Source organism: Mycetocola tolaasinivorans (assembly GCF_003667565.1).
Classification (GTDB): domain Bacteria; phylum Actinomycetota; class Actinomycetes; order Actinomycetales; family Microbacteriaceae; genus Mycetocola; species Mycetocola tolaasinivorans.
The window spans coordinates 258,307-278,913 of the sequence record NZ_RCUX01000006.1 but is presented as its reverse complement, the minus strand read 5'-3'; the positions used below and the strand labels follow the sequence as shown (position 1 = coordinate 278,913).

General features: G+C 66.9%; 20 protein-coding genes and 2 tRNA genes. 5 read left to right on the top strand and 17 right to left on the bottom strand.

Going from position 1 to position 20,607, the window contains the following annotated elements:
- Positions 1–105: 105 nt before the first annotated feature.
- The 3 genes from D9V32_RS09755 to uriH form a co-directional block, all read right to left on the bottom strand.
- Positions 106–1,041 carry a ribokinase gene (locus tag D9V32_RS09755; RefSeq protein ID WP_121648710.1) on the bottom strand — a complete coding sequence of 312 codons (936 nt, stop codon included), beginning with the start codon at positions 1,039–1,041 and terminating at the stop codon, positions 106–108.
- Positions 1,042–1,158: 117 nt separating this feature from the next.
- Positions 1,159–2,586, bottom strand: coding sequence for a uridine transporter UriT (gene uriT, locus D9V32_RS09750; RefSeq protein WP_121648709.1), 1,428 nt, complete (start codon positions 2,584–2,586; stop codon positions 1,159–1,161).
- Complete coding sequence (gene uriH / locus D9V32_RS09745; protein WP_220700684.1) at positions 2,586–3,542, bottom strand: uridine-preferring nucleoside hydrolase UriH; 957 nt, start codon at positions 3,540–3,542, stop codon at positions 2,586–2,588. Before uriH ends, uriT begins: the two co-directional genes overlap by 1 nt.
- Before the next feature lie 123 nt (positions 3,543–3,665).
- Between uriH and D9V32_RS09740 the strand changes: the two genes are divergently transcribed.
- Positions 3,666–4,691 carry a LacI family DNA-binding transcriptional regulator gene (locus tag D9V32_RS09740; RefSeq protein WP_121648707.1) on the top strand — a complete coding sequence of 342 codons (1,026 nt, stop codon included), beginning with the start codon at positions 3,666–3,668 and terminating at the stop codon, positions 4,689–4,691.
- Between the two features lie 115 nt (positions 4,692–4,806).
- Here the strand turns inward: D9V32_RS09740 and D9V32_RS09735 are convergent.
- Positions 4,807–4,883, bottom strand: a tRNA-Met gene (locus tag D9V32_RS09735).
- 31 nt (positions 4,884–4,914) lie between these two features.
- Positions 4,915–4,986, bottom strand: a tRNA-Thr gene (locus D9V32_RS09730).
- A 203-nt stretch (positions 4,987–5,189) separates the two neighbouring features.
- On the opposite strand from D9V32_RS09730, the gene rfbB reads away from it, so the two are divergent.
- On the top strand, positions 5,190–6,188 hold the full coding sequence (gene rfbB / locus D9V32_RS09725) for a dTDP-glucose 4,6-dehydratase (protein ID WP_121648706.1): 999 nt from the start codon (positions 5,190–5,192) through the stop codon (positions 6,186–6,188).
- A 47-nt stretch (positions 6,189–6,235) separates the two neighbouring features.
- Here the strand turns inward: rfbB and D9V32_RS09720 are convergent, their stop codons facing one another.
- The 12 genes from D9V32_RS09720 to D9V32_RS09665 all read right to left on the bottom strand — a co-directional run bounded on the left by D9V32_RS09720 (position 6,236) and on the right by D9V32_RS09665 (position 17,150).
- Positions 6,236–6,463: a helix-turn-helix domain-containing protein gene (locus D9V32_RS09720; RefSeq protein ID WP_121648705.1), complete on the bottom strand. Its 228-nt coding sequence runs from the start codon at positions 6,461–6,463 to the stop codon at positions 6,236–6,238.
- Positions 6,464–7,282, bottom strand: coding sequence for a hypothetical protein (locus D9V32_RS09715; RefSeq protein WP_121648704.1), 819 nt, complete (start codon positions 7,280–7,282; stop codon positions 6,464–6,466).
- Between the two features lie 4 nt (positions 7,283–7,286).
- Entirely contained in the window at positions 7,287–8,078 is a 792-nt protein-coding gene (locus D9V32_RS09710; RefSeq protein ID WP_121648703.1) for a hypothetical protein, read from the bottom strand.
- A gap of 4 nt (positions 8,079–8,082) precedes the next feature.
- Positions 8,083–8,877: a hypothetical protein gene (locus tag D9V32_RS09705; RefSeq protein ID WP_147440439.1), complete on the bottom strand. Its 795-nt coding sequence runs from the start codon at positions 8,875–8,877 to the stop codon at positions 8,083–8,085.
- Positions 8,878–8,961: 84 nt separating this feature from the next.
- Positions 8,962–9,771 (bottom strand): inositol monophosphatase family protein, encoded by an 810-nt coding sequence (locus D9V32_RS09700; protein ID WP_121648701.1) that lies wholly within the window; start codon positions 9,769–9,771, stop codon positions 8,962–8,964.
- 76 nt (positions 9,772–9,847) lie between these two features.
- Positions 9,848–10,603 (bottom strand): amino acid ABC transporter ATP-binding protein, encoded by a 756-nt coding sequence (locus D9V32_RS09695; protein WP_121648700.1) that lies wholly within the window; start codon positions 10,601–10,603, stop codon positions 9,848–9,850.
- Positions 10,600–11,478 carry an amino acid ABC transporter permease gene (locus tag D9V32_RS09690; protein WP_121648699.1) on the bottom strand — a complete coding sequence of 293 codons (879 nt, stop codon included), beginning with the start codon at positions 11,476–11,478 and terminating at the stop codon, positions 10,600–10,602. Before D9V32_RS09690 ends, D9V32_RS09695 begins: the two co-directional genes overlap by 4 nt.
- Before the next feature lie 13 nt (positions 11,479–11,491).
- Entirely contained in the window at positions 11,492–12,316 is an 825-nt protein-coding gene (locus tag D9V32_RS09685; protein WP_121648698.1) for an ABC transporter substrate-binding protein, read from the bottom strand.
- A gap of 101 nt (positions 12,317–12,417) precedes the next feature.
- On the bottom strand, positions 12,418–12,858 hold the full coding sequence (locus tag D9V32_RS09680; RefSeq protein ID WP_121648697.1) for a cupin domain-containing protein: 441 nt from the start codon (positions 12,856–12,858) through the stop codon (positions 12,418–12,420).
- Complete coding sequence (locus tag D9V32_RS09675; protein WP_121648696.1) at positions 12,855–14,165, bottom strand: amidohydrolase family protein; 1,311 nt, start codon at positions 14,163–14,165, stop codon at positions 12,855–12,857. Before D9V32_RS09675 ends, D9V32_RS09680 begins: the two co-directional genes overlap by 4 nt.
- A 250-nt stretch (positions 14,166–14,415) precedes the next feature.
- Positions 14,416–16,191, bottom strand: coding sequence for an adenosylhomocysteinase (locus tag D9V32_RS09670; RefSeq protein ID WP_245982225.1), 1,776 nt, complete (start codon positions 16,189–16,191; stop codon positions 14,416–14,418).
- A 629-nt stretch (positions 16,192–16,820) separates the two neighbouring features.
- Entirely contained in the window at positions 16,821–17,150 is a 330-nt protein-coding gene (locus D9V32_RS09665; RefSeq protein WP_121648695.1) for a hypothetical protein, read from the bottom strand.
- A 167-nt stretch (positions 17,151–17,317) separates the two neighbouring features.
- On the opposite strand from D9V32_RS09665, the gene D9V32_RS09660 reads away from it, so the two are divergent.
- From D9V32_RS09660 to D9V32_RS09650, 3 genes are all read left to right on the top strand, one after another.
- Positions 17,318–18,052: a GntR family transcriptional regulator gene (locus D9V32_RS09660; protein ID WP_121648694.1), complete on the top strand. Its 735-nt coding sequence runs from the start codon at positions 17,318–17,320 to the stop codon at positions 18,050–18,052.
- 2 nt (positions 18,053–18,054) lie between these two features.
- Entirely contained in the window at positions 18,055–19,056 is a 1,002-nt protein-coding gene (locus D9V32_RS09655; protein WP_121648693.1) for an ADP-ribosylglycohydrolase family protein, read from the top strand.
- A 127-nt stretch (positions 19,057–19,183) separates the two neighbouring features.
- The gene (locus tag D9V32_RS09650) at positions 19,184–20,590 is read left to right on the top strand and encodes a purine-cytosine permease family protein (protein ID WP_121648692.1); all 1,407 of its coding nucleotides are present in this window, start codon (positions 19,184–19,186) and stop codon (positions 20,588–20,590) included.
- The last annotated feature ends 17 nt before the right edge of the window (positions 20,591–20,607 follow it).

The following is a 20,607-nucleotide window of genomic DNA, read 5'->3' as shown; positions in this document are numbered from 1 at the left end:
CTCCACCCTAGTGCTGCGCGGCGCGGTGGTGGGGCAAACACTCAAAATCAGGACGAAAAACGCCGGTGTGGTCCGAGGACCACACCGGCGTTCATCACGCCTCCCCTAGGCGTGCGAGGCCACAAACTCCGCGAGCTGCTCGGGGGTGGGGTACGAGGCCTGGGCACCCGCACCGGTCGCGGCGAAGCTCCCCACGGTGGCGGCGTATGCGGCGGCCTCGGCCAGGGCGTCGCCCGCGGCCAGACGCAGCGCGAGCGCACCCATGAAGGCGTCGCCGCACCCGGTGGTGTCCACCGCATCAACCTTCGGTGACGAGACCGCGACGGCATCGCTCTCGGCGTCAAACACCACGCTGCCGGCGGCACCGGCGGTGATGACCGCGCGGGGAATGCCGTGCGCGGTGAGGGCTGCACGGGTCTGCTCGCCACCCGCGGTGAGTACCTGCTCGGGGGTGAGCCCCAGCAGGTCGGCGGCCTCGTGCTCGTTGATCAGCAGAATGTCGGTGAGCTCCAGCAGCTCGGCCGGAACCGGGCCGTAGGGCGAGAGGTTCAGCAGCACCTGGGCACCCGCGGCACGGGCACGACGGGCCGATTCGAGCACCACGTCGATGTCGATCTCGAGGCAGAGGCAGAGGATCTCGGCCCGCTCAAACAGCGCCGCGGCCGCATCCAGCTCGGCCACACCCAGGCGGCCGTTGGCTCCCGGGGAGACGATGATGGTGTTCTCGCCGGCCGCATCCACGGTGATCACCGCGGTGCCGGTGGCAACGCCCTCGAGGGTCGCGACGTGCTCGGTGTCCACGCCCGAGGCTTCGACAGACTCCCGCAGTAGCGCGCCGTTGGCATCCGCGCCGAGCGCACCAACCATCGCAACGTTTCCGCCGAGACGACCGGCGGCCACCGCCTGGTTCGCGCCCTTTCCGCCCGGGATCACCCGAAGCTCCGACCCGTTCAGGGTCTCCCCCGGCTGCGGGAATCGCGCGGTCTGCACCACGAGGTCGGCGTTCAGCGAACCAACCACAAGAATCTGGCCATCGGTCATGAGGGAGTCCTTTCCTCCCCGAACGGGGCGGTGGGATGAGGGGTAAGGGGAGGGTGGTACGGGAAGGTCCCCGCCGGCCGAGGCCGACGGGGACCCGTCCCTAGAATACGAGGTTTGCTACTTGACCGAAGCCGGGGCCTTGACCTCGGCATCCTTCGGAGCCGGGATCAGGAAGCTGATCGCGAAACCAACCAGCGAGATGACCGCACCCGCGAGCATTCCGGCGGTGTAGCCGGTGGTCGAGGTGGGGTCACCCTGCACGGTGAAGAGCAGCTGCACGGCGGGCAGGATCGCGAAGCTCAGGCCCGCACCCAGGTTGAACGCACCGGCGTTCAGACCCGGCAGGAAGCCCGGGTTGTCCTTCGGCGACAGCACGATGCCGAGACCGTTGAGCATGATGTTCCCGATACCGGCGTAGGTGACGCCCAGCAGGATCGTGGTGATGATCAGGACCGGCAGCGAGTGCACACCGACGAAGGCCATCACGACGGTACCAACGATGGTGCCGATCATGCCGACGCGCATCACGTTGAGGTATCCGAAGGTCGGTGCGAGACGACCCGCGAACGGACCGACGATCCATCCAGCCACCGCGTACGGCATCAGGAATGCCAGCGAGGTGAGGTCGGCTTCCAGGTCGAAACCGGCGGTGGCGTTCTGCGCGAGCGAAGCCACCAGGCCGTTGACCACGGCGAACACACCGGTCATGGTCAGCAGGGTCGTGACCAGCAGGGCCCAGCTCGAGCGCTGCTTGAGGTAGCGCGGCGGCACCAGCGGTGCGTCGAGCTTGGACTCGAGAACCCAGAAGACCCAGAACGACACAAGGCCCAGCACGGGCAGCGCCCAGATGATGTACCAGTTGGAGTCGTTAACGGCACCGAGGAAGTTCAGGAAGGTGAGCAGCGAACCGATCGATACGACCAGCGGCAGCACGCCCCACCAATCCATCTTGGTGCCCTTGGACGGGCGGCTCTCCGGAGCCCACAGGATCACGAAGATGATCGCGATAACGGCAACGACGGCCATGGTCCAGAAGACCGAGCGGAAGCCGTGGTTAGAGACGAGCCAGCCGCCGGCGAGGGCGTCGATACCGGCGATACCACCGTTGACGGCGGTGATGATGCCGAGCATGGTGCCGTAGCGCTTGGGCTCGGTGATCTCATTGCGGAGCATCAGCAGGGTCACCGGCACGACGGGCCCGGTTACACCCTGGATGATGCGGCCCACGAACAGCATCTCCACGTTGGTGGCGAGGGCGGCAATAACGGTACCGATCGCCATCACGACGAGCATGCCGATCAGGACGCGCTTGCGGCCGATGATGTCACTCAGGCGCGGCAGGAAGAGGGAGAACAGCGCGGCCGCGGTGAAGAACATGGTCTGCGACAGGCTGATCGTGGCGTCATCGGTGTTGAGGTCCTTGGCCATGGTGACCAGGGCGGGGCTCAGCATCGAGGCGTTGAGCTGGAAGGCCACACACGCTGCGAGCAGCGCGGCCATCAGTGCGCCCACGCGCACGGCGGGCTTCTGGGCGAGGTCGTTCATTAGAAGTCGACCTCACCGATGTTCTCGAGTGCCTCGGTGACGAGGTTCCAGAAGCGGGGGGCGTCCAGCTCGGTGGCGGCCCAGGTGGTGCAGTCCTCGGGGGCCTCGGCGCGGAAGTCCGCGACGGTCATGCCGAGGGTCAGGGTTCCGGTGAGCTCGATGTCGATCGGCACCTTGACGGTCTTCACGATGGTCGGGTCGATCACGTAGGCCACGGCGCAGGGGTCGTGCACCGGGGGTGCGCTGAAGCCCTGGGCGTCCTTGTAGGCGAGCGCGAAGAAGTCGAGCAGCTCACCCACGAACTTGGCGGGCTTGGTGCCCACGGCGGCGATCTGGGCGGCAACCTCGTCGGTGGCGAGGGCCTGGTGGGTCAGGTCGAGACCCACCATGACGACGGGCCAGGACTCGTTGAAGACGATGTGCGCGGCCTCGGGGTCGATCTTGATGTTGAACTCGGCCACGGGAGACCAGTTACCGACGTGGTAACCGCCGCCCATCAGGACGACCTCCTTGACGCGCTCAACGATGCGCGGCTCCTTGCGGGCGGCCATCGCAATGTTGGTGAGACCACCGGTCGGAACCAGGGTCACGGTGCCGGGCTCGTGGGCCATGATGGTGTCGATGATCAGGTCGATCGCGTGACGCTCATCCAGCTCGATGGTCGGCTCGGGCAGAACCGGGCCGTCCAGGCCGGACTCGCCGTGAATGTCGGGGGCTACCTCGATGTCGCGCACCAGGGGGCGCGATGCACCGGCGGCGAAGGGCACACCGGTGATGCCAGCGACGCGGGCAACGGAGAGTGCGTTGCGGGTCACCTTGGGCAGGGTCTGGTTACCAACAACGGTGGTTACCGCGAGCAGTTCGATCTCGGGGTTACCGTGCGCGAGCAGCAGGGCTACGGCGTCATCGTGTCCGGGGTCACAGTCCAGAATGATCTTCTTGGTCATTTTCCACATCCTTGGGGCAGGGCACCGCGCTGGGGAGGGCGGGCGGTTTATTACGTCAAGCGCTTTACGATAACACGTAAACCGCTTGACGTGTCAACCCCCGGGTCTGAATCCGCACACTAGACTGAACAGATGCCTCGCACCTCCGCCGCCGTCCCGCGCCCACGTCGGATCACGGCCGCCCAGGTGGCCGAACTCGCGGGCACCTCGGTCGCCACCGTCTCCCTCGTGGTCAACGACAAAACCGCCGGCCGGGTCTCCACCGCGAACATCGAGCGCGTGCGCGCCGCCGTCGACGAGCTCGGCTACGTGGTCGATCACACGGCCTCCTCACTCGCCCGCGGCACCAGCAACATCGTAATCCTGATCGCACCGGACCTCTCGAACCCGTTCTACGGACGGGTGATCTCCGGCATCAAGGATGAGCTCGGCAGCGAGTTTCAGCTGCTCCTCTCGATCACCGGCGAGGGTCGAAACCCGAGCGCCGCCGATGTCCACCGCCTCATCGCGCTGCGCCCCGCCGGCATCCTGGTCGAGGCCCCGGACGACGCCTTCCTGCGCGACCTCCCGGCCGGCGCCCCGCTCGTACTCCTCGATGCCCCGGGCCGCGAGACCCAGGCCGTCACCGTGAACTTCGATCTGGCCCACGGCATCAACGCCCTACTGGATCACCTCGCCGAGCGCGGCCACACCCGCATCGGCTACCTCGATAGCCGCACCCGCACCGAAACCTTCGAACTGCGCCGCATCCTCGTGGAGACCGGAGCCGCGGCCCGCGGCATGGAGTACGTCTCCCGCCCCGAGGCCGCCAGCCTGATCGATCCCGACGCCGCGGCCGAGGCCTTCCTCGAGCACTGGCCGGCCTGGCGCGAGTCCGGCGTCACCGCGCTCGTGTGCGCAACCGACTCGCACGCCTATGGGGTATTGAAGGCCGCCCGCGATCTCGGCGTCCGGGTGCCCGAGGATCTCGCGGTCACCGGCTTCGACAACCTGCCCGCCTCGGCGATCGTCTCCCCCGCGCTCACCACCGTCGAGCTGCCCGGCGAGGCACTCGGCCGCGGTGCCGTGCGCGCCCTGCAGGCGCAGCGACTCTCGCCCGAGCCGGTCACCGCACCACTGCTGGGCGCGACGCTGATCGTGCGCGGCTCCACCGCGTAGGGCGCGGCACCGAGCGGGCGCGGCGCGGGCGACCTCGCCCATTCCGTCTCGGGCAAACAAAAAACCCGCATCCGAGGATGCGGGTTATGTTACAGACTGATGTTTATGCTGCGTTTGGTAGCTGGAGCGGGATTCGAACCCGCGACCTCACGATTATGAGTCGTGCGCTCTCACCAACTGAGCTACCCAGCCGCGTTTCTCTCCCGTAGAAGGAAAGCGAACGAGCCCCGAGCCAGGATTGAACTGGCGACCCCTTCCTTACCATGGAAGTGCTCTACCACTGAGCTATCGGGGCGCTGCCTTTGCACTCTCGCGCTTGGCACATGAAAAGATTAGCACGCACTCGCGGTGGTCACGAAATCGAGCCGCCAAAACGAACAAAAGCCCAGATGTAAGGGCGTTTTGCATGCATTCAAAATTGGGCGTGTCCGCCCCAAGCGCGCGCCTTTTCCTGAGCCCTCAGGGTGTCCACGGGGTAAGCCAGGTAGTATCGAGGGCGTGTCTAGACTTCTTGTAACCGGCGGGGCCGGCTTTATCGGATCCAACTTCGTCCACTACGTTCTTGCGAACACCGACCACACGGTCACGGTGCTCGACAAGCTCACCTACGCCGGCAACCGCGCCTCCCTGGCCGGTCTCCCCGAGGACCGCTTCGAGCTGGTCGTGGGCGACATCCAGGATGCCGAGCTCGTCGACGGCCTGGTCGCCTCGCACGACGCCGTGGTGCACTACGCCGCCGAGAGCCACAACGACAACTCACTGAACGACCCGCGGCCGTTCCTCGACACCAACATCATCGGCACCTACGTCCTGATCGAGGCCGCCCGGAAGCACAACACCCGCTTCCACCACATCTCTACCGACGAGGTCTACGGTGACCTCGAGCTGGACGACCCCAACAAGTTCACCTCGGAGACCCCGTACAACCCTTCGAGCCCGTACTCCTCCACCAAGGCCGGTTCCGACCTCCTGGTGCGTGCCTGGGTCCGCTCGTTCGGCCTGCAGGCCACCATCTCCAACTGCTCGAACAACTACGGCCCGTACCAGCACGTCGAGAAGTTCATCCCGCGCCAGATCACCAACGTGCTGCGCGGCGAGCGTCCCAAGCTCTACGGCACCGGCGAGAACGTTCGCGACTGGATCCACGCCAACGACCACTCCTCGGCCGTGCTGACCATCCTCGAAAAGGGTGTGATCGGCGAGACCTACCTGATCGGTGCCGACGGCGAAAAGAACAACAAGGACGTCGTTGAGATGATCCTCGAGGGCCTCGGCCAGCCGCGCGACGCCTACGACCACGTCAACGACCGCCCCGGCCACGACCTGCGCTACGCGATCGACTCCAGCCGCCTGCGCGACGAACTCGGCTGGGAGCCGCAGTTCTCCAACTTCGAGGCCGGCCTGGCCGACACCATCGCCTGGTACCGCGACAACGAGGCCTGGTGGGCACCCGAGAAGGACGCTACCGAAGCCAAGTACAAGTCTCAGGGCCAGTAACCCTCAGCCATAGAAAGCGGCTCCCGTTTCGACGGGAGCCGCTTTTTTTACGTCTCGGGGTCGAGCCTCAGCAGGTCGCCCGGCGTGCAGTCCAGGGCGCGGCAGATCGCGGTGAGCGTCGAGAAGCGGATCGCACGGGCGCGATTGTTCTTCAGGATCGAGAGGTTCACCACGCTCACCCCCACGATCTCCGAGAGCTCCACGAGCGTCATCCCGCGCGTCTCCAGCAGTTCGCCGAGCGCGGTAACAATCTCCGACTCCTCCTCGGGCGGCATCTACACCAGCCCGTCCACGTCGCGGCGCAGCCGGGTACCCGCGTTAAAAACCGCGGACAGCGCCAAGCGCGCCAGACACACTCCGATGGGCCACGGGTTGAACTCCGGGACCCAGGAGTTGGTCACAAAGCGCAGGGCACCGGCAATCCCCCACGGGTCCCCCGGTTCCTGGAACTCCGCGGGCAGCGGGCGCTGCGTGACCTGATCCACCACGACCGCTCGGGCACCCGCAAGCGCCGCCTGCGCGCCGAGTCCGGCACCGAGGAACACCCAGGCGCTGACGCGCATCCAGGTTGTCACCGGCTTTTGGAAGGGCTCACCGGAGAGCAGCGCGGTGCACACCCGCGCGACCGCCACGGCGATCGTCACGATCAGGGCGGCCGTCAGCAGCACCTGCAGGATCAGCCAGAAGCGCACCGCGGGGTCGGCCCCCAGAAACTCCGCGACCCCGACATCGGCCTGAATGCCGACGATGACGATTGAGCCGGTCGCGGGTTCCGGGTGCAGCGGAGCGCCGCCGTTTGTGGGCGAAGCACTCAGGTCGTTGAGTTCGGAGGCGATGCTGAGCCCCGGCCCCCGCAGCGGAACCCGCACGGTCTCAGCAATCGCGATCTGCCAGGCGTCAACCACACCCACAAGACCCGCACCGGCGGCGGTGATGAACGCGAAGAGGCGCGTGATCCGATAGCGATTGCCGTTCAGAATGCGGGCGCGGTCATACCGTCCCGGCCAAAAAGCCAGGAGTACCACGGTGATCACCGCCGCAAGGGCCACCCCTGCGGCGATCAGCGCCACCGGGCTCTCAAAAACCACGTCCATCCCTCTATACCAGCCCGTCCACGTCGCGGCGCAGGCTGCGATTCGCGTTGCGCAGACGCGCGCCATAGCGGAAGACGGTGCCCAGAGCGAGCAGCGCCAGGCACACCCCGACCGGCCAGTAGTTGATGGTGAAATCGGCGCTTTCGGCAAAGATCCCGGGGATCTCCGACGGATCGTCGTAGGGCAGATCTCCGCTCCACCCCACCTGGTTCATGCGCAGTGCCTCGGCGGAGGCACCGACCCGGCCCGCCTCGCCGAGCACCTGCATGCCGAGCCCGGCACCCAGGATCACCCAGGCGGTCGCCCGAATCCAGCGTGCACTGCGCTCCTCAAAGGTCCGCTCGGTCAGCAGGGCGGAACAGATTCGCACAACCGCGACGGCAATAACCACCACGATGGCGCACTGGAGCAGTGCCTCGCCCGCCAGCAGGGCACGCACCCCGAAGGTCAGACCCTCCACATCGACGGAAACCTCACGAATCCGCCCGGACACGATCTGCGCCGTGGGGCCCTCAACGTTCACGCCCTCGGGCACCTGCGGCCAAAATGGGCGAACGGGCAGGACCAGGTCAAGCATGGGCATCCAGAGGAACTTACCCACCTGAAACAGCCCACCCAGGGTCCAGATCCCGGCAATCAGGCTGGCGATGTTTCGCGTCCAGCGCAGGCGTGTGTTTTCGATCCCCGGAACCTCCTCCACCCAGGCGGTTTGCGATGCGCGCCAAAACGTCACGCCGGCGATCGCGACGAGCACCATCACCGCGCCACCCACCAGATAAGCCAAAACGGTATCCATTGCCCTACACCAGCCCTTCCACGTCGCGGCGCAGGCCCTGGTTGACCAGGGTCAGGCGCATTCCCATCCGGAACGCCACGGCCAGCGCGAGGAGCGCGAGGCACACCCCGATGGGCCAGAACTGCAGGTCAAGCGAAAAACTCGGGTGGTACACACCGGGCATGCTGTCGAGCGTTCCCGAATAGGTCAGGTTCGACCACTGCCCGCCGGTGATTTCGAACGCCTGGACCGAGGCGAGGTATCGTCCGATCTGACCGACGATCTGCGACCCCAGGCCCGCAATGAGGAACGTCCAGGCACCCACCCGCAGCCAGCGCACCGTGCGCACCTGGAAGGCCTCACCGCTCAGCAGCCCGGCACAAATCTGTACCACCGCGATCAACACCACCAGCACCATCGATGACTGCAGCAGGGAGTCGGCGGCCAGCAGCGCTCGCGCACCAAAACCGAGACCCTCGACCGAGACGGTCACCTCACTGATTTCTCCCGAAATGACCTGAGCGGTGGGGCCGGTCAGAACGGCACCCTCCGGCAGGGACGGCCAGAACGGCCGCACCGGCAGGGCCTGTGTGAGGGTGGGAGCCCACAGCGTCAGTCCCGCCTGCAACACCGCACCGACACCCAGGAACCCCGCGAACAGCACGGCGATGTTGCGCGTCCAGCGCAGTCGAACGCGCTCAGCGGGCACGATGTCACCCGTGCGGCCGCGCCGCGTTTCCCCGCTGATCGAGAACAGCCAAACCACGAGGAGCGCGACGATCACGAGACCTACCGCGCCCATCACCCAGGAAGAGATCATCCACCCAAACACCACACCCACCCCGCTCCATAACGAATATCGTTATGCTAGCGGGGTGGGTGTGATTACCGCAAGTGCGGGTAGTTAGCCCTCGATGCCGAACTCAATCAGCAGGTCGTGGACCTCATCAAACAGGCTGGGCAGCGCGCTCAGCACGAGCTCCGCGCCCGGGGCAGCGCCGCGGATGCCCTCCACGCGGATACCGGCCTCGCGGGCGATGATCGTGGCGGCGGCATGATCCCAGGGCTTGGTTCCCACCTCGTAGTAGACGTCGGTGTAGCCGGCGGCCACGCCCACGCCATCGAGCGAGGCGGCACCCATGCGGCGGTAGTCGCGCACGCGGCCCATCATCTGCTGCATGATGCCGGTCTGCCACATGCGGCGCTCGGCCGAGTAGGAGAAACCAGTGGCCACCAGGGCGAGATTCAGGTCGACGTGGACGTCGCCGCGGTGCAGGGTGCGGCCGTTCAGGGTGGCACCCTCGCCGCGGGCGGCGGAGTAGGTTTCACCGGAGGCCGGGTTGGCCACGGCACCGGCCAGGCCGGTCCAGGTGTGCGGGTCGGCCTCACCCTCAACTACCGCGACGCTCACCGCGTAGTTGGGGATGCCGTAGGCGTAGTTGACGGTGCCGTCGATCGGGTCAACCACCCAGGTCAGACCCGAGGAGCCCGTCTCGGCGCCACCCTCCTCGCCGAAGAATCCATCGGCGGGACGAAGCTCGGCCAGACGCGAGCGGACGAACGCCTCAACCTCACGGTCTGCGGCGGTCACAATGTCCTCGGGCGACGACTTGCTCTGAGCGATCAGTACCCCCTCCTCGCGGCGGGCGCGCGCCAGGGCGGCGGCCTCCACGGCGATGTCACGGGCAAGATCCTGAAGTTCACGTGTGGACATATCGTTAATACTGGCACGCGGCGGGGCACCTGACCAGTCCGGCCCGTGTCCCGCCGCGTGTGTGCGCGTCTGAGTGCTATCCGAGGGGGTTCAGCACCCGCGCAAGAAATTCCTTCGTGGCCGGGTGCTGCGGGCGATCGAAGATCTCCTCCGGGGTGCCGGACTCCACGATCACGCCGTCCTTGAGGAACACCACGCGATCCGCCACGCGGCGTGCAAAACCCATCTCGTGGGTCGCCATCAGGATGGTGCTGCCGGATTCCTTGAGGCCGCGCACGAGGTCCAGGACCTCGCCCACGAGCTGCGGGTCCAGCGCGCTGGTGATCTCATCCAGCAGGAGTAGCCGCGGATCGGTCGCCACAGCGCGCGCAATAGCCACGCGCTGCTGCTGACCACCGGAGAGCCGGTCGGGATACTCGTTCGCCTTATCGGCCAGGCCGATACGCGCGAGCAGTTCGCGGCCGCGGGCATCCGCGGTCGCGCGATCCTGACCGTGCACCTGACGCAGCGCGAGCGTTACGTTGGCCAGCACGTTCATGTGCGGGAACAGGTTGAAGTGCTGGAACACCACGCCCACCTGTGCGCGCACGGCGTCGGGCTTGACCCGGGGGTCGGTGATGTCCTCGTTGCCGAGGAAAATCTGGCCGTCGTTGACCGGCTCGAGCAGGTTGATCGTCTTCAGCAGCGTCGACTTTCCCGATCCGCTGGCACCGATCAGCACGACCACCTCGTGGGCGGCCACCTCGATCGAGATGCCGCGGAGCACGGGGTGCTCGCCGAAGAACTTCCAGACGTTATCTACCCGCAGGACGGGTACGGTGGACGAGGTCATACCGCGCCTCCGATCTGCTCACGCTTCTGGGCGCGGGCGGTAAACCAGTCGGTCAGACGAATCATCGGCAGCGAGAGCAGCACAAACAGGATGCCGGCCACCACGTAGGGGCTGAAGTTGAAGTCCTGCGCGACCTGGATCTGGGCGGCGCGAATCGCATCCACGGCACCCAGCACCGAGATCAGGCCCACGTCCTTCTGCATCGACACGAAGTCGTTCATCAGGGCCGGGGTAACCTTACGCACGGCCTGGGGCATGACCACCAGGCGCAGCGTTTTCGCGTGGCTGAGCCCCAGCGAGCGTGCGGCGAGGCGCTGCGAGGGGTGAACCGCCTCGATTCCCGCTCGCAACACCTCCGCCACGTACGCCGAATAGCAGAGGATCAGCGCGATGGTGCCCCAGAACTGCGCGGGCATGCGCTCAAACAGGTTGAGTCCGGGCACACCGAACCCGATCAGATACATCACCAGCAGCACCGGCAGACCACGGAAAATGTCCGTGTAGCCGGCCGCGAGCAGTCGAATCGGGGTGAAGATGGGCCCGCGCAGGGTGCGGGCAATCGCGAGCAGCGAACCGAGGATTGCCACACCCAGCGCCGCGAAGAACAGCACCTGAATGTTGAGCCAGAGCCCGATCAGGATGGGCTGCAGGGAATTGACCATGCTCTTGCCGTCGAAGAACGACGCCTGAACCTGCGGCCATCCGGTGCTGTTGAAGAGTACGCCCAGCACCACGGCCGCGAAGACCACGGTCGAGACGACGCTGATGAGCACCGAGCGGGTGCCCTGTGCGCGGCGATGGCGGCGGCGGCCGAGTTCAATCCCCGAGGGGATGAACTCGGCGGTGCCGCGCGCGGTTGATTCGGTGCTGCTCACGCTGATTCAGGCCCTACTTCTTGGGCAGAACGGGAGCGCCCTGGTCGGCGATCCACTTCGTGGCGAGCTCGTCGAGGGTGCCGTCCTTGCGCAGCTCGTCCACGGCGGCGGTGACCTTGGCGGTCAGGGCCGAGTTCTTCGGCAGCAGGATCGAGAGCTCGTCGCCACCCTTCTTCGAGTCGATCTGGCCGACGTTGACGCCGTCCTTCACCTGGTCGGAACCGATGATGTAGAACGCGGTGGGCACGTCGGTGACCAGGGCGTCGAGCTGACCGTTGTTCACGGCGGCGGCGAGGTCATCGGTGTTGTTGAACACCTGGATCTCGGTGGAGGGGTCGATCTCGGCCTTGACGATGTCGAGCGCGGTGCTGCCCGCGGCCACACCAATGTGGGCGTCCTTGAGGTCGGCGAGGCTCTTCGCCGAGGCGAACTTGGAGTCCTTCTTGGCAACCACGGACTGGTTGGTCACGTAGTAGGGGCTCGAGAAGTCGACGGCCTTTTCGCGCTCGGGGGTGGCCGAGTACTGCTGCAGGTTGAGGTCGAAGTCCTTGGGGCCCGGGGCGATGGCGCTGTCGAAGGTGGTGCGCACCCAGACCACGTCGTCCTTCTTGTAACCGAGCTTCTCGGCCACGGCGTAAGCTACGGCGGACTCCAGGCCCTTGCCGTTCTCGGGCTTGTTGTCGACAACCCACGGCTCGTAGGCGGTCTGACCGGTAGCGATGGTGAGCTTGCCGGGGGTGATGGTCTCGGCGGCGCTGTCGGTGGACGCGCAACCGGACAGCGCGAGCGCTGCGGCGGCGGCCAGCGCGAGGGCGCCGAGGGTGATCTTGCGGGACATGTGGTTCTCCTGTGCTGAGTTCGGGTGGGTGCTGCGGGTGAATCGGTGTCGAAAGATAAGGGTACGTGGCCACGCTGAGTGCGTGCCCGCGTGATGTGGGCCTATTCGGCGGGCTCTAGGCCGGCCGCGAGACGCCAGTCGGCGAAGTCGAATCCGGGGCTGACGAGGCAGCTGACCAGGGCGTCCTGATCGCGCGGGCGCGAGCGCTGCCACACCCCTGCCGGCACCAGAACCTGCTGGTGGGCGCCCGGTGTGCCGGGAGCATCCAGGATGTGAACCTCGACCTCGCCGGGGTTTTCCCCGGTGCCACCGAAGTGCACCTCGACGGGGCCGGGGCCGTGCCAGAGCCACATTTCATCGCTCGACACCACGTGCCAGGCGGCTTCCTCTCCGGGCTGGAGGAGGAAGTGGATCACGGTGGCGGCGGGGCGTTCTCCGCCGGGGGTTGAGACCGGGTGCGGCGACGCGAACGTGCGCCGGTACCAGCCGCCCTCGGGGTGCGGTGCGAGGTCGAGCTGGGCGATCAGGGGCGAGGGGCTCATACGGTTTCCGTTTCGTTCTGTTCCGCGCGGCGGTAGCGTTCGATGCCGGAGATGATCGTGCGGGCCACGCGGCCACCGCCGCCCTCGACCAGGTCGGCGAGGGTGTCTGGCGGGGTGGTGACGGGGATGTCGAAGAACGCGAGGTCGGCGAGTGCGCCCACGACGAGCTGACCGATGCGCTCCTTGCCCACGTTGAGGCCGAGCGCGGTGGCACCGCCGAGGGTCGCGGCGGCGAACAGCCGCTCGTGCAGGTCGGCCTCCTGGTATCCCTGGCGCCGCGCGACCTTATAGAGCAGTGCGAGGTCGTCCATGGGGTCGAGGGTGGTTACCGAGGAGAGCGAGTCGGTGCCGACGGCAATGGGGCTGCCCTCGCGCAGGTAGTCGGCCACCGGGGGCATGTCGAGGCCAATGATCTCGTTCGAGCGCACACACAGGGCGACGCTGGTGCCGCGGGCGCGCAGCAGGGCACGATCCTTCGCATTGACGTATACGCCGTGGGCAATATGGCAGTCGGGGCCGAGGACACCGAGGTGATCGACGTACTGTACCGAGGACACCCCGATGCCGCGCAGGCGCAGCGCCCGGAAGCTGTCGGCACCGAGCGCCGGCCACTCGTCGCCACCCACCTCGCGTTCGCGCTCCATGTGCGCCTCGGCCAGGTGAATGTGCAGGCGCATGCCTTGCTCGCGCACGAGATCGGGAATGTCGAGTAGCGGCTTAACATCGAGTGAGTAGGGTGCGTGCGGCGAGACGCCGGCACCGGGCGGGGTGGGGAGCTTGCGCACCTGTTCGAGGACCTCGTTGCGGGCCTCGATGGTCCAATCCTGGTTGCTCTTGCCGTAGACCTCCCAATATGTGATTCCATGCATATTGGCGTCGTGGAGGGCGCTGGCGGCCTCGGTGTCGGTCACAACGTCGGCGGCGGCGGTTACGCCCGCGGCGAGCGACAGCGCCGCGCCCTCGGCCGCGGCGGCGGCCCAGTCGTGGTCGCCGCTGTCGTAGGCGACGTCGAAGGAGTCACCCCAGTCGTCAAAACCGTTGTAGTGCAGGGTCGCGACCTGCGCCATGTGCGTGTACTGCAGGTGGGTGTGCGCGTTCACGAGCCCCGGGGTGAGGACACCCGGCCAGAACTCCTCGGTGAACTCGATGCCCTGGTCGGTGAGAGCGGACAGCACCCAGGCGCTCTCGCCCACGTGCAGGATACGATCACCGCGTACGGCGACGGCACCGTGCGGGATGGCCGGTCCGGTGACGGGCAGTACGAGCCCGGCGGTGTAGACCACGACGGGGGCGGGGACGGCAGACATGTGTTCCTTTGGCTCGGGATGGGGCGGACTACGGCCCAGGCTCCACCGAGCGGGCACCCTCCCTCGACGGGAGCGCGCGATTGCGGCGGGAGACGCCCCCGAGCCGGGTCGCACCGGGTGGGTGCGGCCAGAAAAACGGGATGGCCGGGCGGTTAGCCCTGGCGCACCACAGTGGGCGGACACTATCGATCATAAACCGGATTTTCGCCCCGCACACATCGGCGGGATCCGGGCGATTGAACGGTTTGGACTACTCCGCGGGGGTGGCGCGGTATCGGTGGGTGCTCCAGTGCTGTGCGGCACCGCCGGCGCGGTCGGGAGTGGCCTGAAGCGCGAGGGTGGTTCGGCCCATCCGCTGCTCCAGCACCAGGCCGGCCACCTCGGCCTCGGCCGCGGTGTCGATGGGGTGCAGCCCCGGTTCGAGGCCGCCGTTGGAGAGCTGCCGCAGGGCTACGAGTTGGGTGGCGAAGGAGAGGTCCATGACCTCGATCGGGTTGCCCTCGGCCGCGGTGTAGTTCACCCCGCCGCCGTCCGCGAGAACATAGACGGTGCGCTCGGGCCGCTCGGGAGCCGACCAGGCGGACACCTGCGGGGTGATCTCCCGCACGCTCCATCCCGCATCACGGGCGTCATCGAGTGCGATCTCGTCGTCGATTCCGCCGGCAACCGCAACAACGGTATCGGCCGCAACCCGCTCGAGAAGCGCGAGATCCACCGTGTGCCAGACGCCGGTGGCGCTCACCACCACGTCAATCTCCGTCAGTTCCGAATCATCGATGTTCGAGAGCACGCCATATCCATCATGGGCGGCGGCCAGCGCGCGCACCGGGTCACGATCCAGCACCGAAACGTCCGCACCGAGCGCGGCCGCATGGCGGGCGACGCCCTGACCCACCGGGCCAAAGCCGATCACGAGCCAGCGAGCACCCAGGATGTCGCGTAGCGGGAGTGTACGGGCCGGGTGCGCCACCGGGTCGAGCAGATCGGCGATCGCGAGCACACAGGACTGCCCGGTGCCGTGGAGGTTGTCAAACAGCCCCTTCGTTCGCGCATCGTTGACCGCGATGACCGGGATGGTGAGCTCGCCCTCTGCCGCCATCTCCACCAGGGGTCGCACGCCGCTCGTGGTTTCCTCGGCGGCACCGCGCAGGGTGTCGAGGGTGCCGCGACGCTCGGTGTGCGCGAGACGCACGAGGTGCGAGCCATCATCGATCAGGAGGTCGGGGGCCCAGTCCAGGATCGCCGCCGCATTCTCGGCATCCGTCGCCGCAGCCCCCGCGCCACCGGGAGCACACACCCGCACACCGCGGGCGCTGAGCGCGGCCGCCACGGCGGGATCGGTCTCGCTGTCCGCCGAGAATACCGCCACCTCGGCCCCGGCATCCGTCAGGGCAACCGCGAGCGCGGCGGTCTTGGGCTCCAAGACCAGGCTGACCCCGATCCGTCGGCCACTCAGCAACCCGGAAGACGACAGCTCCGCGGCGAGCGCAGCGGTGGCGGGCATCGCCGACCAGGCCCAGTCAATTCGGCTGTCCGCATTGTCCGCTCCGGGTTCCACCGCGGCCTCGATCACGGCGATAACGCGTCCCTCGCGGCTAAAGCCCACCACGCCGGCCCGCAGCTCACTCGCCGCCCAACCCCGCGTGGTCAGCACGCGCGAGATACGGGCGCTCGGCTCATCCGACACCAGCAGCGTCGGAATCCCACCGGCGGCAACGCCATACTCTGCGGCGAGCGCACGCGGATTGTTCGCGAGGTCGTCGGTCACAAATACTAGGCGGGGCCGATCCGTGCCGCGCATGCGCGCACCGAATCCACGCAGCGTCTCGCGCACGGCATCGGCGAGCTCACCGCTGCCACGCACCTCGACCCGGGTTCCGGCAAAGAGCAGGTTTGTGCGCGATCCCGCCAGACGGATGAGGCGCTGCGCTCGAATCCGCGGGTTGTCGCTGAGGATCAGAGGCCCCCGAACATTGTTATTTGCGTGCTCGATGTGGCGGGGCTGCGTGCTGCGGGATTCGGACATGAGGGCCTTCCGGTGATGCGCGGCCCACCCGGTGTTGTCCCCATCCACTTGTCTCGACTCGGCCATCCACAGATTCACGATCTCTGGTCACTTTCGAGCCCAGATGGGGCAACGTCGAAACTCCAGGAGGGTTTGCGGCGATCCCCCGAGCGTATCAATCACTCACCGTGTGCAGCCACCGCCCACCCGAGGAAGGAAGCCACGTGGACGCCCTCATCACCGCCCTCAGCGAGGCAAACGCCTTACTGATTGCCGTCACACTCCTCACGGTGCTGGTGACGTCATCGGTTACGGGCACACTCATCACCCACCGGGCAGAGCGCCAACGGGCGAGGAGAGCGTATCAGCAGGTCAGTAGTGCCGCCGCGCTGAAATCAATAGGCCGCGCATACGTGGCATTTCGCGATGCAGGGTCACTCACGTCAAGAGCAATGGGGGGGGTCCCCCTCCCGCAGAATCGGCCCGAAACTCCACACGCAACCTCGCCGCCACGGCACTCGTCAGAACCGCACACATGGGTGATACCGGGATACTGGCGCTGGTTCAGGATTTCGTCGAATCCGGCTCGCTGCATGCAACCGGCAGCGAAGATGTTTCGGCGATGGACCTGGACATGGCTTTCGGCGAGGTTATCTACGCGATCGCGGCAGCCAATCCCGAAATCTCTCCGGGGTGGCATACTCGCGGGAAAAGATAAACGGGGATTCGGAGTTTTCAGCCTGCCATTCCATGAGCTCCACGAGCTTCTCACCCGCTCCGAACATGCGGATTTTTGTGACGCCGGCGGCCACCAACACGGACACGAGTCCGTCAACAAAGGTCCACGTCGCGAGCGCCGCTGCCCGGGCGTAGATGACCGCCTCATCCGTGCGCGGCTCGTCTCGCAGAGCCTCCCGGGCAAGGGATTCTCCGCTGACGCGGTTGCCATTCATCGACGGCAGGGTGATGTTGATGGTCATGGTGTCCTCCCTGGAAATTGGTCCTCATTGGATGGCCTTTTCTGGACGCTAGCACTCCCCGTGTTCCGGCACCGAGTACCGCGACCGCCATGTCCTCCACTCTCGAACAACCTGTACACAAAAACCAACACTTGCTGTACAGGTTGTGTACACGTATAGTGATCCGTATGAACACCCAGGCAGCGGGGCCGACCCCCAAACGTCAGCCGCTCAAGCGGATTGAAATTGCGCAGCAGCTGCGCGAAGCAATCGTTGAGGGCACCTACGGAAACGGTGAGCTTCTCCCCGGAGAAAACGAGCTCGCCGAAAGATTCGACGTGAGTCGAGGCACGATCCGTCGCGCCCTCGAATCCCTCGCCGAGGAACACCTGGTGGACACCCGCACCGGCATCGGTTCGTTTGTCACCTTCGATGGTCATGCCCTGGACCAGGGTGCCAGCTGGGGCAACGCGCTCGCCCTCGGCGGCATTCAAACCTCGGTACGGATCCTGCGCGCCGAGCGCATCGTGGATCCCGAGCTCGCGGCCTCGGTCTCCCCCACCGGCATGGAGTTCCTCGCGCTCGACCGCCTGCGCCTCCTCCCCGACGGCACCCCGGTCTCGCTGGAGCGCAGCCGGGTTCCGTTCGTGGGTGCCCTCGCCCGCGTTCCCGAGCACGGGCTCGTCGGCGACTCCCTCACCACCACCATGGGCGAAGCCGGGCTCATCCCCGCCAGCGGCGAACAGTGGGTCTCCGCGACCCCGCTCAGCGCCGAAGACGCCGCCCTCCTCGAGCGCGCACACGGCGAACTCTTCCTTAACAGCATTCGGATCACCCGGGATGCCGACGGCACCTTCATCGAGAAGGTTGTCTCCTGGCTCGACCCCGCACACTTCCGTCTGCACACCTACTTCGGAGCCTGATCATGACCAGCACCACCCCCGGCGAGCGCGCCCTCGCCAGCCTCACCGGCCTCGCCCTCGGCGACGCCCTCGGCATGCCCACCCAGTCGATGTCCCGCGAGCAGATTCGCGCCGACTACGGCCAGATCACCGGTCTGATTTCCGCCGGCCCGAACCAGGAGATCGCCCACGGCATGCCTGCCGGATCGATCACCGACGACACCGAGCAGGCGCTCCTGCTAGCCGAACACCTGATCGCCGGCCGTGGCGAGGTCAACGTCACCGAGTTTGCACACGCACTCCTCGCCTGGGAGGCCGATATGGCCGCCCGCGGCTCCCTCGATCTCCTCGGCCCCTCCACCAAGGCCGCCCTGGAACGCCTGACCGCGGGGGTTCCTGCCTCCGAGTCGGGCAAATTTGGCACCACGAACGGCGCGGCCATGCGCGTCGCCCCGATCGGTATCGCCCACCCCGTCGACAACATTTCCGACTTCGTGGACGCCGTGGCACACACCGCCGAGGTTACCCACAACACCACCCTCGGTATCGCTAGCGCTTCCGCAGTGGGCGCGATGGTGAGTGCGGGTGTGGCCGGGGCGAGCCTCGGCGAGGCGCTGGACATCGCGGTGGCCGCGGCCGCCGAGGGCGAAACCCGCGGGAACTGGATCGCCGGTGGTTCGATCTCGCACCGCCTGCGCTGGGCCCTCGACTGGCTGCCCACCGTGACCGCCGCCGAGCGGGAAGACGCCCTCTATCACGTGATCGGAACCTCGGTCGCGTCCCAGGAATCGGTGGTGGCCGCCATCGCCCTGGCCTCGCTCAGCGAGGACCCCTGGGACACCCTGTGCCTGGCCGCGGGACTCGGTGGCGACACCGATACCGTCGCCGCCATACACGGTGCCATTCTCGGTGCCGTACACGGGCCCGACATCTGGCCGGCCGACGCGGTCGAGCTGGTCACCCGGGTCAACTCCCTCAACCTGCCCCTCACGAGCGAAGCCCTCCTCGCCCTGCGCTCCCTCTAGGGCACGCACCTCGGCGCCCTCGCGCCCGCAGTACACATCGTCAGCACACCCCTCGCGGGTGCCGTTCCCGTCCCCTTTTTCCCTCGGGCGACGGACCCCATTCACACAACGAAGTTTGGAGAACATCATGAGTGAGAGCACACACGGCTCGCTCACCGCAATCGAGCAGCGCGGCATCGAGCCGGTTCCCGCGGCCGAGCGCACCGGAAAGCCGTTTGAGCTGTTCTGGGTGTGGTTCGCCGCGAACATTTCGATCCTCGGCATCCCGCTGGGTGCCACGCTCGTCGCGGTTCAGGCGCTGAACATCTGGCAGGCCCTGCTGGTTGCCCTGATCGGCGCGGGCGGATCGTTCGCCCTGGTGGGCGTGGTGTCGATTGCCGGGCGCCGCGGTGGGGCCCCGAGCATGACGCTCTCCCGGGCGATCTTCGGTCCCCGTGGAAACATGGGCCCCACCTTTGTTTCGCTGCTGTCCCGCTGGGGCTGGGAAACCGTGAACACCACCACGGCCGCGTTTGTGCTGCTGTCGCTGTTCTCGATCCTGTTTGGCTCCTCGGCAAACGCCAAGTCGGTGCCGGTACTGACGATCATCGCGATCCTCGTGTTTGAGGGCTGCACCCTGCTGGTGTCCGGCCTCGGTCACGGCGCGATCCTCATCATTCAGAAGTGGGCCACCTGGATCTTTGGTGCGCTGAACATCTTTGTGGGCGTCTTCCTCATTGCCAACGTCAACTGGGATGCCGTGCTCTCGGCACCGGGCGGCTCGTTCGGGGCGGTGCTGCTGGGCGTCGCAACCATCGCCGCCGGTACCGGTATCGGCTGGGCCAACTCCGGGGCCGATATGGCCCGCTATCAGCACGCCTCGGCGAAGGCCGGTCACCTCATCATGGTGAGCGCCGCCGGTGCGGGTATTCCGCTCGTGCTGCTGATCGGGCTGGGTGCGCTGCTCACCGCGGGAAACCCCGAGCTGGCCTCGGCCACCGACCCGGTGGCCGCGATCCGCGAACTGCTGCCCACCTGGATGGCCGCACCGTACCTGATCGCCGCTTTTGGTGGCCTGCTGCTCTCCAACCACCTCTCGGTCTACTCGGCCGGACTCACCACGATCACCCTCGGGTTCCGCATTCGCCGCGTGTACGCGGTCGGGGTGGACATCGTGGTGACCTTCCTCGGTTCGCTGTACTTCATGCTCGGTGCCGACAGCTTCTACGGCCCGTTCATCGCATTCATCTCGCTGCTGGCCATCCCGATCACCGCCTGGCTCGGGGTCTTCCTCGCCGACATGATTCGCCGTCACTGGTATGACCCCGAAGCCCTGTTGGACATGGGCCCGACCGGACGATACTGGTACCGCGGCGGTATCGAGTGGCGCGCCACCGGTGTGTGGATCGCCGCGCTTGCCGTGGGCTACGTCATGCTCGCGATGGATCAGGGCGGTATCGCCTGGCTGGTGACCCTCGTGATCTCCGCCCTCGGCTACCTCGCGCTCGGCGGTGCTCGCGGCACCGTGACCGACCCGGCGCTCTCCACCAAATAGTCCAGCGCCACTCCCAC

What these genes read in the sequence shown, in the direction of transcription:
- D9V32_RS09755 (WP_121648710.1), bottom strand. Translation starts at nt 1,041, where the DNA reads ATGACCGATGGCCAGATTCTTGTGGTTGGTTCGCTGAACGCCGACCTC.
- uriT (WP_121648709.1), bottom strand. Translation starts at nt 2,586, where the DNA reads ATGAACGACCTCGCCCAGAAGCCCGCCGTGCGCGTGGGCGCACTGATG.
- uriH (WP_220700684.1), bottom strand. Translation starts at nt 3,542, where the DNA reads ATGTGGAAAATGACCAAGAAGATCATTCTGGACTGTGACCCCGGACAC.
- D9V32_RS09740 (WP_121648707.1), top strand. Translation starts at nt 3,666, where the DNA reads ATGCCTCGCACCTCCGCCGCCGTCCCGCGCCCACGTCGGATCACGGCC.
- D9V32_RS09720 (WP_121648705.1), bottom strand. Translation starts at nt 6,463, where the DNA reads ATGCCGCCCGAGGAGGAGTCGGAGATTGTTACCGCGCTCGGCGAACTG.
- D9V32_RS09715 (WP_121648704.1), bottom strand. Translation starts at nt 7,282, where the DNA reads ATGGACGTGGTTTTTGAGAGCCCGGTGGCGCTGATCGCCGCAGGGGTG.
- D9V32_RS09710 (WP_121648703.1), bottom strand. Translation starts at nt 8,078, where the DNA reads ATGGATACCGTTTTGGCTTATCTGGTGGGTGGCGCGGTGATGGTGCTC.
- D9V32_RS09705 (WP_147440439.1), bottom strand. Translation starts at nt 8,877, where the DNA reads ATGATCTCTTCCTGGGTGATGGGCGCGGTAGGTCTCGTGATCGTCGCG.
- D9V32_RS09700 (WP_121648701.1), bottom strand. Translation starts at nt 9,771, where the DNA reads ATGTCCACACGTGAACTTCAGGATCTTGCCCGTGACATCGCCGTGGAG.
- D9V32_RS09695 (WP_121648700.1), bottom strand. Translation starts at nt 10,603, where the DNA reads ATGACCTCGTCCACCGTACCCGTCCTGCGGGTAGATAACGTCTGGAAG.
- D9V32_RS09685 (WP_121648698.1), bottom strand. Translation starts at nt 12,316, where the DNA reads ATGTCCCGCAAGATCACCCTCGGCGCCCTCGCGCTGGCCGCCGCCGCA.
- D9V32_RS09680 (WP_121648697.1), bottom strand. Translation starts at nt 12,858, where the DNA reads ATGAGCCCCTCGCCCCTGATCGCCCAGCTCGACCTCGCACCGCACCCC.
- D9V32_RS09675 (WP_121648696.1), bottom strand. Translation starts at nt 14,165, where the DNA reads ATGTCTGCCGTCCCCGCCCCCGTCGTGGTCTACACCGCCGGGCTCGTA.
- D9V32_RS09670 (WP_245982225.1), bottom strand. Translation starts at nt 16,191, where the DNA reads ATGTCCGAATCCCGCAGCACGCAGCCCCGCCACATCGAGCACGCAAAT.
- D9V32_RS09665 (WP_121648695.1), bottom strand. Translation starts at nt 17,150, where the DNA reads ATGACCATCAACATCACCCTGCCGTCGATGAATGGCAACCGCGTCAGC.
- D9V32_RS09660 (WP_121648694.1), top strand. Translation starts at nt 17,318, where the DNA reads ATGAACACCCAGGCAGCGGGGCCGACCCCCAAACGTCAGCCGCTCAAG.
- D9V32_RS09655 (WP_121648693.1), top strand. Translation starts at nt 18,055, where the DNA reads ATGACCAGCACCACCCCCGGCGAGCGCGCCCTCGCCAGCCTCACCGGC.
- D9V32_RS09650 (WP_121648692.1), top strand. Translation starts at nt 19,184, where the DNA reads ATGAGTGAGAGCACACACGGCTCGCTCACCGCAATCGAGCAGCGCGGC.